The following is an 11,988-nucleotide window of genomic DNA, read 5'->3' as shown; positions in this document are numbered from 1 at the left end:
CCTCATCGCGATGGCCCTCGCGAACGAGCCCGACGTGCTGCTGGCCGACGAGCCGACCACGGCACTCGACGCCACGGTCCAGGAGCAGATCCTCCAGCTCCTGGCCAAGCTCAACGAGGAGACCGGGACCGCCCTGCTCCTCATCACCCACAACATGGGCGTGGTCGCCCGCTCCTGCGCACGTGTGCTGGTGATGTACGGCGGGACGGTCGTCGAGGACGGCCCCACGGCCGACGTCCTCACCCGGCCCCGCCACCCCTACACCGCCGGACTGCTGGCCGCCGTACCCCGGCTGTCGTCTCCCTCCGGCACCCGGCTGACCGGCATCCCGGGCACACCGCCCGACCTGTCGCTGCCGCTCGCCGGGTGCGCGTTCGCCGAGCGGTGTGCGCCGGCGGACGAGCGGTGCGGCCGTGAGACGCCGCCCCTGGAAGCGGGGGTGGCGTGCTGGCACGCCGGCGACCGGTCCCCGGTCGCGGTGGCCGAGCCCGCAGCCGAGCGAGCCCCGGTGGTCACGGACGCGCCGGTGCTGGAGGTCGCCGGCCTGCGCAAGGAGTTCCGCGGGCGGCGCCGCAGCCGCCTGGTCGCTGTCGACGACGTGTCCCTGAAGCTCCACGCGGGCGAAACCCTCGGAATCGTCGGCGAGTCCGGCTCCGGCAAATCCACTCTGGCCCGCCTGCTCGCCCACGCCCACCCGTCCGACGGCGGCACGATCCGGCTGCGCGGCGAGGATGTGACCCGGCCTTCGCGGACGGCCCTGCGCACGCTGCGCCGACAGGTGCAGATGGTCTTCCAGGACCCTTACGCCTCCATCAACCCCCGCATGACGGTGGCTGACATCGTCGGCGAGCCGCTCCTCGTCCACGGGCTGAGTCCGGACCGCGCGGCGCGCGAGGCACGGGTCGCCGAACTCATTCAGCTAGTCGGCCTGGACCCGGCCGCCGCCGACCGTCACCCACGCGCCTTCTCCGGAGGCCAGCGCCAGCGCATCGGCATCGCCCGCGCGCTGGCCCCGGAGCCTTCCGTCCTGCTGTGCGACGAGCCGGTCTCGGCGCTGGACGTCTCGGTGCAGGCGCAGATCGTCAACCTGCTGGCCGACCTTCAGCGCGACCTCGGCCTCGCGCTGCTGTTCATCGCCCATGACCTGGCGGTCGTACGGCAGGTAAGTCACCGTATCGCGGTGATGCACCGGGGCCGGATCGTCGAGACGGGACCCGCCGACGAGCTGTGCGAGAACCCGCGACACCCCTACACCAGCGCCCTGTTGGCCGCCGCCCCCGATCCCGTCCCGGCTCCTTCCCTGAAGACGGCATGACCGATCTGCCCGGCGGTCCCTTCCTCATGGACGACGGCTCCACGCCCGGTTTCCGCGTCGCCCGCGACCTCGCACGGCCCGAAGGATCCCCCGTATGACCACCACCCGCCGCGACCCCTACGAGAACTTCCCCGGCCGCATCGGCCGCACCTTCGCCGAGTCCACTCCCGCCTGGCCCGAGAAGCCCACGCCCCCGGCCGGCGCCCCGAACATCGTGGTCGTCTGTCTCGACGACATGGGCTACAGCGACATCGGCCCGTTCGGCGCGGAGGTACCCACGCCGGTCCTCGATGCCCTCGCCGAGCAGGGGGTACGCCTGACCAACTACCACACGCTGCCGCTGTGCTCGCCGTCCCGGGCCGCGCTGCTGACCGGCGCCAACCCGCACCGCGTCGGCTACGCCATGGTCGCCAACGCCGATCCGGGGTTCCCCGGCTACGGGATGGAGATCGCCGACGACTTCCCCACGCTGGCCGAGACGCTGCGCGGCGCCGGATACGCCACGTACGCGGTCGGCAAGTGGCACCTGGCCCGCGACGCGTCGTCCAGCGCCGCCGCCGACCGCTCCAACTGGCCGCTGCAGAAGGGGTTCGACCAGTACTACGGCGTCCTGGAAGGCCTGACGAACCTCTTCCATCCCCACCAACTGGTCCGCGACAACTCACCGTTGGACATCGACGAGTTCCCGGAGGGCTACTACTACACGGACGACATCACCGACCAGGCCATAGCCATGGTCAAGTCGCTGCGCGCGCACGACCCGGACAAGCCCTTCTTCCTCTACCTGGCGCACAACGCCGTCCACGCCCCGCTGCAGGCGAAACCGGAGGACATCGAACGTCACCGGGGCCGCTACGACGGCGGCTGGGACGCCCTGCGCGAGGCCCGTTTCGCGCGCCAGAAGGCCGACGGCCTGTTCCCGCAGGAGACCGCGCTGCCGGAGAGGAATGCCGAGGACGGCCTCGACGTGAGGGCCTGGGACGACCTCACCGAGGACGAACAGCGCCTCTACACCCGCTACATGGAGGTGTACGCGGCAATGGTCGACAACGTCGACCAGAACCTCGGCCGACTGCTGAACACCCTCGAAGCGCTGGACGAGCTGGACAACACCATCGTCGTGTTCACCTCGGACAACGGCGGCAGTGGCGAGGGCGGAGCCGAGGGCAGCCGCAGCTACTTCAGCCGCTTCGCCAACCACCCGAGGCTGCCGGACGACTGGCCGGCGGACGTGGAGCGCGACCCGGAGCTGATCGGCGGGCCGCGCAGCCTGGTGCACTACCCGCGCGGCTGGGCGATGGCGTCCAACACCCCGTTCCGGCTGTACAAGCGGCACACGTACGCGGGTGGGGTCCGCGTCCCGTTCCTGATCTCCTGGCCGCGCGGGCTGCGCCGCACCCCCGGCGACGACGGCATCCGGCACCAGTACCAGTACGTGACGGACCTGGCGCCGACCCTGCTGGAACTGGCCGGAGTGGAGCGCACGGGCGGCGACATCCAGGAACAGGACGGCACCGGCTTCACGTCCGTCCTGCGCGAGCCCTCCGCCGACAGCACCCACCCGGAGCAGTACTGCGAGATGACAGGCAACCGCAGCTACTACCGTGACGGGCACAAACTCGTCACCCTGCACCGCCCGGGCACCCCGTACGACGACTCCGAGTGGGCCCTGTACGACATCCGCACCGACCCGACCGAGATCCACGACCTGGCCGCCCGGCACCCCGAACTCGTCAAGGAGCTGGCCGCGGCGTGGGAGACGGCGGCCTGGCGCAACGGCGTCTTCCCCCTCCCGGACGCATCCGGCGCCCTCGCCCTGCGCGGCCCCGCCGAGGAGAAGCTCGGCCGCCCGGTCACCCTGCTCCCCGGTACTCCCGAGCTGGAGCGCTACCGCTCCTCCCGCCTGATCGCCTTCCGCTCCTTCACGATCACGATCGAACTGGACTCGTACGAGGAGGGCGACGCGGGCGTCCTCGTCTCCCACGGCGACCAGGGTGGCGGCTACAGTCTGTACATCGAGGACGGCCGGCTGTGCTTCGCCTACAACGAGTACGGGGCACTGCGCGAGACGAACGCCGGTCCACTGTCCCCGGCCACCCGCTCGATCGTCCTCACCGCCACCGCCGAACCCGGCCTGCGCTGGCGCTTCGCCCTGTCCGCCGACGGGACCGAACGCGCCGTGGCGGACCCGGTCCACCAACTGATCGGCATGGCGCCGTTCCAGGGCATCAGCGTGGGCGTGGACCGCAAGTCGCCGGTCTCCTGGCCGCTGTACGAACGGCACGGCGTCTTCCGCTACACCGGCGCCCTCCGCTCGGTCACCTACCGCCCGGGCGCCCCGGGACCGGACTCGCCTGCGGCCGTGGCCCAGGCCCTGCGGGATGCGGCGGCGGCGTTCGAATGAGCCGGTCGCTTCGAGCGAACGCACCCGGACGGGACCTTGTACACATGACTGACAAGAAGCTGTCACACACGGACCGGAATGCGGGTTCGGCCGACGCCCGTTCTGACTGACATGACTGTTGGAGTAGCGCTCAACGCGTCCGACGCGCCGAACCAGGTCGACGCCACCGTACAACTGGCCCAGGAGGCCGCGGAGTTCGGTCTCAAGTCGGCCTGGTTCGGGCAGACCTTCGGCGCGGACTCGCCCCAGCTCGCGGCGATCGTCGGGCGGGCGGTACCCGGACTGCAGGTCGGCACCTCCGCGATCCCTGTCTTCGGCCGCCACCCGCTGCTGGTCTCGAGCCAGGCCCAGACCGCCCAGGCCGCGACCCACGGCCGTTACCACCTCGGTCTGGCCCTGGGCACGAAACTACTGACGGAGACCGGCTTCGGCCTGCCCTTCGAACGCCCCATCGCCCGGCTGCGTGAATTCCTCATCGCGCTACGGCAGTTGATGGAGACCGGCACGGCCGACTTCCACGGTGAGCTGCTCACCGCGGCCACCCCGATCCCGGCGCGGGTACCGGGTGCCGAGAGCGGTGTCCCCCTGCTCGTCGCCGCGATGGGGCCGCAGGCGCTGCGGGTCAGCGGTGCGCTGGCGGACGGGATCCTGCCCTACCTGGCGGGACCGCGCGCTCTGGCGGACCACATCGTGCCCGCCCTGACCGTCGCGGCCGAGGCCGCCGACCGCCCCGCGCCCAGGATCGTCGCCCTGGTGCCCGGCGTGGTCACGGACGACGTCGACGCGGTGCGGTCCAAGGCCATCGAGAACCTGGCGTTCTACGAGCAGATCCCGTCCTACGCGCGGGTCATCGAACTCTCCGGCGGCCGGCGGGCCGCGGACCTGGCCGTGATCGGTGACGAGAAGACGGTCGAGGCCGAGGTACGCCGTTATCGCGACGCCGGCGCCACCGAGGTCGTGTTCTCGCTCACCGAGATCGCGGGAGAGGCCGACCGCCGACGTACCTGGCGGCTCCTCGGCGAACTGGCCCGCTGAGCACGCCGGTCGAGCCGATAGCCGGACCAGCCCCCCTCACACCCCCGTGACGAAGGAGAACCCATGACCACCGAGGCCACCACGACGGACCTCCATGCCTTCACCGAGACCTGGCTGGAGTGGTACCGCGCCCAGGAGGCCCGGCTCGCCGCCCCGCACGGCTTCCTGGCGATCACCGGCCTGCACTGGCTCGACGACCGTCCGCAGCGCTTCCCGGACGCGCCCGGCGCGTGGCGCACCGGCCCCGAAGGAGTCGTCGTCGACCTGGACGACGGCGAGGAACTGGTCGTCGACGGAAAGCCGGTGCGCGGTGAGCACCGCTTCGGCGTGCTTCCCGAGCGCGGCGGCGTCGACGCCGTCTGGGGAGACGCCGTCATCGAGGTCGCCCGGCGCGGCGGGCACGACATCGTGCGCCCGCGGCACCCGGACGCGCCGCTGCGCACGGCCTTCACCGGAACGCCCGCCTACGCCCCCGACCCGCGCTGGGCCGTGACGGGCCGCTACATCCCCTTCGACGCGCCACGGCCGACCACCGTGGGCGCCGCGGTCGAGGGCCTTGAGCATGTGTACGACGCTCCGGGCAGGGTCGAGTTCGAGCTGGACGGGCAGCGGCTGTCGCTGACCGCGTTCCCCGGCCATGGTGCGGGCCGGCTGATGGTGCTGTTCACCGACGCGACCTCCGGGGTCACCACCTACGCCGCCAACCGGACCCTGTCCCTGGATCCGCCCGCCGCCGACGGCACGGTCGTCCTGGACTTCAACCGCGCCGCGAACCTGCCGTGCGCCTACACGGACCTGGCCACCTGCCCGCTGCCCCCGGCCGAGAACCGGCTGCCGGTGGCGATCGAGGCCGGCCAGAAGATCCCCCGCGAGCGCGGCGGGTCCTGAGCGGGACCGCCGGCCGGCCGAGTGACGGCGGGCCGACCGGCAGCCCGCGCCTGCGCGCGGCTCAGTCCTGGGCGCCCCTCCGGTGGATGGTTCGGATGCCGCTGCGCGGTCATGTCCGGGGACGGCACAGCGGGCAGGCCCTGCGGGGGCGGCAGTACGGCGATCCGACGCGACGGCGCGGCAGGGGTGACGTAACGTCTCCGCGGCCTGGAACCGCACCCGCTCACGCTGGGCCGCTGCCGCGCGGTCAGGCCCCCATCCGGATACCGCAGGGCATCGACATACCGATGCCCGGCACCGCCACGTCACCCGATGCGGAAAGCGTCGGGAGTACGTGTGAGCATGGCGGAGTTGTCACCACCCACGACGTGGGTCCTCTGCGTCACAGTTGCCCGCAGGGTTGCGACGTGTCGCCCTTCGCCTCCGCCGAAGTCGCCTCTTCGGCTTCGGTGTCCGCCCGGGTGATCGGCCCGGACGGCCATACGGCCGTCACCGCCGCGAGGGCGACGACCGTGCCCGCCATGACGAAGGCCCACAGCACGCCGCCCGGTCGGTCCACGATGGTGCCCGCTGTAGCCCCGCCGACCGCGTTGGCCGCGACGGGGACGGTGGCGATCCCGGAGTGTGCCTCGGTGAGCATGCTCGCAGGCATGATCCGGCCCACGAGGGAGATGCGGACCGTGAGGCAGGGGGCGATCACGCCGCCGCCGAGCGCGAGCGCGACACCCAGCGCCGTGGGATCCGGCATGACGGCGAGTGCCGCGAGGCTCAACGACACGCAGCCGAGCAGCCACGCGAGCTGCCGGGACAAGGGCGAACGCGACGGCCGGGCTCCGTACCAGAGGCCGCCCAGTCCGGAACCCAGTCCCCACACCGTGAGCAGCAGGCCGGCCAGCCCGGCGCGGACAACCGCAGCGGGCCCAGGCCGTTGGTCCTGACGTGGGAGGCATGAGGGCGCTGGGCGCGCATCGCGGCGCCGCAGGCCCTCACAGAGGTTCCGGCCAGCGTGACAGCGGCGGCCTCGGCGATCGCCGAAGCGGGAGTGGAGACCACCCCGAACACCCCTACCAGCAGAGGCCCGATGACGAAGACGAGCTCGTACAACGCGGTGTCCGCGGCCAGGACAGTCCCTCGCAGCCGAGCCCGGCCGGTGCCGGCTTCGGTCAGCCGGTTGCAGACGCCGCGGATGGCCGGTGCGAGTGGCGGATAGGTCGCCCCGGCGGTGACGGTCATCGTGCAGATCAGAGGCAGCGCGCTGCCTCTGTTGGCCGTGAGCGCCAGACCGGCGAGGGCCGTCGCGTGGGCGACGGCGGCTCCCAGGAGAACGGGGGAAGGACCCAGCCGGTCTGCGAGCCGACCGATCACCGGACTGATCGACACCCTGCCAGGGCGTACAGGCCGACCGCGAGGCTGGCGTACGCGTACCGTCCGGTCGCGCCTTCGACGAGCAGCAGCAGGGCGAGCGGAGTCATACCGCTGCCCAGCCGTGCGACGACTCCCACCATGAGCAGCGACGGGAGTCCGGGGATCTTCCGGATCGCGGCGTATCGGCCCGACGCGGTCACGGCCGTGGCTCCTTCAGTGAACGACTACGGATTCGAGGGGCCGTACCAGATCTGCGTCACCACCATCGTCATGGTGGCTCCTGGAGATCACCGCCCTTCATTCTCTGTGGTCCAGGGTTCACCCAAGAGTCAACGCATACCCGCCTGATCTGCTCGAAGGAACACGGACGGGGCGGGCGACAAGAACTGTTCACAGTAATCAAGCCGAGCATGCCGGTTGGCCAGGTGGATCAGCGCGCCCTCGTCGACGCCCGGCAGATGTGCGTGCCGTGGGTTCATCCACCAGGGTGTCCGGGTTCCGGCATCGACGCACGACAAAACCGCTCCGTACGATCACGAACGGCATTGAGTGTCAGCGTCAAGCCCTGGCTCGCTGACCGGCAACCCTCCCGCGCGGTGGGGTGCTCCAGGTGAAGGCCCGGCGGGATCACCGACGATCTCCGCAAGCGCGTGGCCCTGTGACCGGGGCCGGACATGTGGAGGACCGATATGCGGCACGGTGGTGACTTCAGCGCCCGCTACGCCGGCGCCACCGTGTTCTCCGGGCTCTCGCGTCGGCGCCACATCGATCTCAAGCGCTCGACCAGCTGTCTCTGTCCGGCCTGACGGGCCTTCCCGCCGCTGGTCGCAGTACGGCAGCTGCCGTCGGCGCACCCGTCTGCGCCTGATCTCCGTCTGCCTTCGATTCCTGTTCCCCCCTTGATCCCTGTCTGTACAGCGCTCCCCCGGCACCGGCGTCGCCCCGGCCGGGGCCGCACGCCCGCGCACGGCCATGCCTCGTACGGCATCCGCGCCCGGTGACCATCGAGAACTCCCTCGCCTACACCAACGGCACCCTCAGCGACGGCACCCAGAACAGCAACGGTGACCGCAACGGCTACAAGCTCGGCGGCTCGGACATCAAGGTCAACCACATCGTCCGGAACAACACCTCCTGCCGCAGCGGCAGCGGGGACAAGGACAAGATCGTCCCCACCCCCGACAGCTCGAACCAGTTCTGGATGGGTTCGAACGGCTCCCGGTGCCCCTCCTACAGCGGCGCCCTGAAGTGGTCGTTCGCTCCGGACGGCAAGCTCGTCGTCTCCTTCGGCGGCCGGACGGTGACGCCGTAAGCGACTCCGTTGCCCGGATACCGCGATGACCGAGGGCCCGTCCGAAAACCGGATGGGCCCTCAGCCGGCAGTAGTGGTCACCTGGCTCTCGGGCCTGCGAGCCGGGCAGCCGCCGCTGAAAGGAAGAACCGCTTCACTCCCCCAAGACCCGCAGGCGAACCGCCAGACGGGGGCGGCCTGGCAGGGGCACGGTGAACGCTCCCTCGCAGGCGTCCGGGAGTTCGGTCACAGTCAAGTGTGCTTTCGCCCTTGAGGGTGCCGCCCTTCGCCCGCCACAGGACGTCGTCGTCGGCCAGGCAGCACTCCCCGTGCGTGACATATCCGCACATATCCGCCGCGCACCACGCCCTCCCAGCATCGGCGGACCATCTCCTGGGGAGTGAGGTTGCCCCCCATTCGACGCCCCCTTCGTAGCCCATCTCGTCGATGGTGACGGGCTTGCCCCATCGGTCGCGCCAGGTGTCGGTGTTCTCAGGACTGGGCTGGATGCTGGAGTGGGTGACCCAATCGGCGCTGTTGTCGTAGATCTCCACGCAGTTGTGCACGCTCAGAAGGTGATCGTGCGGATCGTACCCGCGGATCACCGCCGCCGAGCGGTGCCAGTGCGCGGCGCCCCGAACAGGGACCCATGGGAGCAAGCTGCTGTGTCCAAGACCCGCACCAGCAAGAGAACCCAGCGGTAGGCGGCGGGGCGGTCTCCTCGACCTCGGCCGGAGGCAGGGGCACGGAACCGGGCATGGTGTATCCAGGTGGCGGCGTACGGGAGCGCATGCCCTCGCAGACGCCCAGGCGCACGGCATGCCGAGCGCCGGCGAAAGGCAGCACGCCGCGGGTGGGCGGGGAATGACCATGGGAGCCACGTCGGCGATGGAGCACTCGTCGGACGCGGTGGTGGCGGTGTCCCGGAACCGGCATGAACGGATTCCCGGACACCGCTCGTGGGCGTCGGCCTGTGGTGGGGCGGCGGCGAGAAGGCTCAGCCGGCCTGCAGTGGCAGGACGCGCCGATAGGTGGGCACGGCGACGGCCGCGACCACGACGTGCATCACCATCAGCGAAACGGCGGCCAGCGGTCCGCCACCGGGCACGGAACCGCTGAGCAGGCCGAGGTCGGGCACGAAGGAGACGACGACGACCACGGGGACCAGCCACCGCAGCACTCGCGGCGGCTGCTTGGAGAAGTGGCGGACGGCCGCCCACCCGACGGCGCCGAGGACGGTGCCGATCACGGTGAGCGGCGCGTACGCGGGCGGGTGCAGGGCGTCGAGCTTGCCAGATGCTCCGGCCGCGAGGGCGAGCAGTGCGACCACCGCGTTCCCGAGCGAGGCCACGACAGCCGCCGCAAGCACTCCCACGACCACGATCAGAGCGCGAGGGCGCTGCGCGGGCGGGGCAGACGGCAGGGCATCGGAGACGGAACCGGACATGGAACCTCCACGAGACAGACTCCAGGACGCAGACGGTCATCCTGAGTGGCGAGGGCTGTTTGAAAAATCAAGCAAGTGGGACGCTACTGCCTACATGTTTGATTAAGCAAGCACTCCGGCTAGGGTGACCACCATGACCGGGACCCGGTGGCTCACTCCCCAGGAGATGCGAGCCTGGATCAACTTCATCGACTGCTCGACCCTGCTGAGCGACTACCTCGATCAGCAGCTGCGGCGCGACGCGGGTATGACGCACGCGGACTACGAACTGCTGGCCCGCCTGTCCTCCGTGCCCGATCGCACCCTTGGGATGTCCGCCCTCGCCGAGCAGCTCAAGTTCACCCGCAGCCGCCTCACGCGCGCGGTGATCCGCCTGGAGGACTCCGGCTACGTACGACGCCGGGACGACCCGGCCGACCGGCGCGGCCAGCTCGCCGAACTCACCGACCGGGGCATGGAGTTGCTGACCGGAGCGGCACCGGGCCATGCCGCGGCCGTTCGCCGCGCCGTCTTCGACACACTCAGCCCCGAACAGGTCGAGCAGCTGGCGACCATCACCGCCGCCGTCGTCACCTCCCTCAAGCAAGCCGACGAGGAAGACGCCTATCCGGCGGCCCTGCCATGGCATCGCCGTTGACGGCTTCCGCGACTGAGATCCACGCCCCCGGCTTCCGCGACTGAGATCTACACCCCCCGGGACGAACACCTTCCGGCGCGCCGCCGGCCCCCTCGGTGGGGCGCGACCACCGCTCCGAGGCCCTGCTGCTGCCTGACGGCCGGGGCGCGGCGTTCGGCTCCGATCCGCTCTTCTCGGACAGGCCGACTCCCGCGCGGGCCACTTCGAGCAGGGAGGCGAGATCTTCTCCCCTCCGCACCTCCACCGCGGCGAGCGGCCCGTCGTCAGGCGCGAGGAGGCGCCCGGCCCCGTACAGGGCGGCCTCGTGACCACCAACTCCCCGGAGGCCTCGCGGATCCGCACCGCACGACTCCGCGCCCGGGTTCCGCCACGCATGCCACCGGCGTCGACCAGCGCTCCGTCGCCCTCGGCATCGTCCGCCGCACCGGCGGTTCCGTCACCGAGCGGGTGCCCGACGATGCCGCAGTCGTCCCGCCCCGCCGATACATGGCGTTCCTCGTCGACGAGGAAGGAGTTCCCTCTCAGAGCGTCTGAGTCCACGTACAAGGACAGCCACGCTCCCGCGACTGATGCGCCTCCTCTGCCCTTCGAGCCCAGTCGCGTGACGTACGCCACATACCACAGTGCAATTTTTACCCTGAGCAATGATTCATCGGAAGCACTCGTCCGTACCTCCTGACGACCGAATCCGCTCCCCGGCAGAACCGGGGCGTGCTCGCGCCCCCGCCTGGGGCGTTCGCCCCCGCACGCCAGGAGGAACCATGCGCATCCCACGCACCGCAGGAGCCATCTTCATCAGCGGCGGCCTGCTGCTGACCGTCGCGGCACTCGCCTATCCCGCCATGCTGGGGGTCGAGAAGACGGCCACGTCGCAAGAGCGCATCATCGCGAACACGCCCTACGGTCCGCTGACGGAGGCGGACCGGGACTTTGTCATCAAGGTGCGGTCGGCGGGTTTGTGGGAGTACCCGCTGGGTGAGATGGCCATGGAGCGCGGTACGACACCGGAGATGAAGGAGGCCGGTGAGCATCTGGTGGTCGGGCACGCCGGGCTCGACGAGATGTGCCGCAGGATCGCCCCGGAGCTGGGCATCACCCTCAACAACCAGGCGAGCCCGCAACAGCAGCAGTTCGTGGCGACCGCCGACGCCGCCACCGGCAAGGAGTTCGACTCCACCGCGGTCACCATCATGCGCGTCACGCATGGCCAGATCTTCCCGACCATTGCCAAGATCCGCGCCAGCACACGCAACACCCTGGTGCGACAGCTGGCCGACCTCGCCAACGACACCGTGCTCGACCACATCACGGTGCTGGAGAAGACCGGCCTGGTCAATCACGAGCAGGTCAACTACCAGCAGACCAACCCGCCGAAACTCCCCAAGGAACAGGTCACCCCGCCCGTGCCCCAGCCGGGAGCCCCCATGGTCGTCCTGACTCCCCGCCCCGACCTGGACGTCAACACCGCCGCACCGACCGCGACACCCAGCCCTTCGGCCTCGGCCTCCGCCGGCCAGAAGTGACACCCAGCCGACCGCACCGGGTCGGCTCCGCCCCACGCCGGGGCCGACCGGCGGACGACCAAAGGGCAGGCCTCTGGGGTCTG

The 11,988-nt window shown here is 70.9% G+C and carries 11 protein-coding genes, 1 pseudogene and 1 riboswitch; of the genes and pseudogenes, 9 read left to right on the top strand and 3 right to left on the bottom strand.

Features of this window, described 5'->3' with window-relative positions:
• The 4 genes from STRIP9103_RS39160 to STRIP9103_RS39145 form a co-directional block, all read left to right on the top strand.
• Positions 1 to 1,315 (top strand): dipeptide ABC transporter ATP-binding protein (locus tag STRIP9103_RS39160; protein ID WP_048821797.1); only part of this gene is annotated, 1,315 nt, incomplete at its 5' end.
• Positions 1,316 to 1,409: 94 nt separating this feature from the next.
• The gene (locus tag STRIP9103_RS39155) at positions 1,410 to 3,719 is read left to right on the top strand and encodes an arylsulfatase (RefSeq protein WP_009336981.1); all 2,310 of its coding nucleotides are present in this window, start codon (positions 1,410 to 1,412) and stop codon (positions 3,717 to 3,719) included.
• A gap of 111 nt (positions 3,720 to 3,830) precedes the next feature.
• Positions 3,831 to 4,754 (top strand): LLM class F420-dependent oxidoreductase, encoded by a 924-nt coding sequence (locus tag STRIP9103_RS39150; protein WP_048821793.1) that lies wholly within the window; start codon positions 3,831 to 3,833, stop codon positions 4,752 to 4,754.
• Positions 4,755 to 4,817: 63 nt separating this feature from the next.
• Entirely contained in the window at positions 4,818 to 5,642 is an 825-nt protein-coding gene (locus STRIP9103_RS39145) for a DUF1684 domain-containing protein (protein ID WP_009337000.1), read from the top strand.
• Positions 5,643 to 6,024: 382 nt separating this feature from the next.
• Here STRIP9103_RS39145 and STRIP9103_RS50975 read toward each other — a convergent pair whose 3' ends face one another.
• Positions 6,025 to 6,453, bottom strand: coding sequence for a hypothetical protein (locus STRIP9103_RS50975; RefSeq protein WP_063747361.1), 429 nt, complete (start codon positions 6,451 to 6,453; stop codon positions 6,025 to 6,027).
• A 550-nt stretch (positions 6,454 to 7,003) separates the two neighbouring features.
• Positions 7,004 to 7,207 (bottom strand): hypothetical protein, encoded by a 204-nt coding sequence (locus STRIP9103_RS50970; RefSeq protein WP_009336996.1) that lies wholly within the window; start codon positions 7,205 to 7,207, stop codon positions 7,004 to 7,006.
• A 341-nt stretch (positions 7,208 to 7,548) separates the two neighbouring features.
• Positions 7,549 to 7,662: riboswitch (SAM riboswitch) on the top strand.
• 19 nt (positions 7,663 to 7,681) lie between these two features.
• On the opposite strand from STRIP9103_RS50970, the gene STRIP9103_RS53265 reads away from it, so the two are divergent.
• Both STRIP9103_RS53265 and STRIP9103_RS39135 read left to right on the top strand, forming a co-directional pair.
• Positions 7,682 to 7,813 (top strand): putative leader peptide, encoded by a 132-nt coding sequence (locus STRIP9103_RS53265; protein WP_319657335.1) that lies wholly within the window; start codon positions 7,682 to 7,684, stop codon positions 7,811 to 7,813.
• Between the two features lie 188 nt (positions 7,814 to 8,001).
• A pseudogene (locus STRIP9103_RS39135) lies at positions 8,002 to 8,319 on the top strand (silent information regulator protein Sir2); the annotation flags it as partial.
• A 976-nt stretch (positions 8,320 to 9,295) separates the two neighbouring features.
• On the opposite strand, the gene STRIP9103_RS39130 reads toward STRIP9103_RS39135, so the two are convergent.
• Complete coding sequence (locus tag STRIP9103_RS39130) at positions 9,296 to 9,745, bottom strand: DUF6069 family protein (RefSeq protein ID WP_048821791.1); 450 nt, start codon at positions 9,743 to 9,745, stop codon at positions 9,296 to 9,298.
• Positions 9,746 to 9,878: 133 nt separating this feature from the next.
• Between STRIP9103_RS39130 and STRIP9103_RS39125 the strand changes: the two genes are divergently transcribed.
• From STRIP9103_RS39125 to STRIP9103_RS39120, 3 genes are all read left to right on the top strand, one after another.
• Complete coding sequence (locus STRIP9103_RS39125; RefSeq protein ID WP_048821795.1) at positions 9,879 to 10,382, top strand: MarR family winged helix-turn-helix transcriptional regulator; 504 nt, start codon at positions 9,879 to 9,881, stop codon at positions 10,380 to 10,382.
• 12 nt (positions 10,383 to 10,394) lie between these two features.
• Complete coding sequence (locus tag STRIP9103_RS53650) at positions 10,395 to 10,916, top strand: galactose oxidase-like domain-containing protein (protein WP_078614200.1); 522 nt, start codon at positions 10,395 to 10,397, stop codon at positions 10,914 to 10,916.
• A gap of 227 nt (positions 10,917 to 11,143) precedes the next feature.
• Positions 11,144 to 11,905, top strand: coding sequence for a DUF4142 domain-containing protein (locus tag STRIP9103_RS39120; RefSeq protein ID WP_009336983.1), 762 nt, complete (start codon positions 11,144 to 11,146; stop codon positions 11,903 to 11,905).
• Positions 11,906 to 11,988 lie beyond the last annotated feature (83 nt).

Source organism: Streptomyces ipomoeae 91-03 (assembly GCF_000317595.1).
Lineage (GTDB): Bacteria > Actinomycetota > Actinomycetes > Streptomycetales > Streptomycetaceae > Streptomyces > Streptomyces ipomoeae.
This window is presented reverse-complemented; position numbering and strand designations above follow the sequence as displayed.

Bases quoted from the DNA above. Each gene is read 5' to 3' on its own strand.
- STRIP9103_RS39155 (WP_009336981.1), top strand. From the start codon at position 1,410: ATGACCACCACCCGCCGCGACCCCTACGAGAACTTCCCCGGCCGCATC.
- STRIP9103_RS39150 (WP_048821793.1), top strand. From the start codon at position 3,831: ATGACTGTTGGAGTAGCGCTCAACGCGTCCGACGCGCCGAACCAGGTC.
- STRIP9103_RS39145 (WP_009337000.1), top strand. From the start codon at position 4,818: ATGACCACCGAGGCCACCACGACGGACCTCCATGCCTTCACCGAGACC.
- STRIP9103_RS53265 (WP_319657335.1), top strand. From the start codon at position 7,682: ATGTGGAGGACCGATATGCGGCACGGTGGTGACTTCAGCGCCCGCTAC.
- STRIP9103_RS39130 (WP_048821791.1), bottom strand. From the start codon at position 9,745: ATGTCCGGTTCCGTCTCCGATGCCCTGCCGTCTGCCCCGCCCGCGCAG.
- STRIP9103_RS39125 (WP_048821795.1), top strand. From the start codon at position 9,879: ATGACCGGGACCCGGTGGCTCACTCCCCAGGAGATGCGAGCCTGGATC.
- STRIP9103_RS39120 (WP_009336983.1), top strand. From the start codon at position 11,144: ATGCGCATCCCACGCACCGCAGGAGCCATCTTCATCAGCGGCGGCCTG.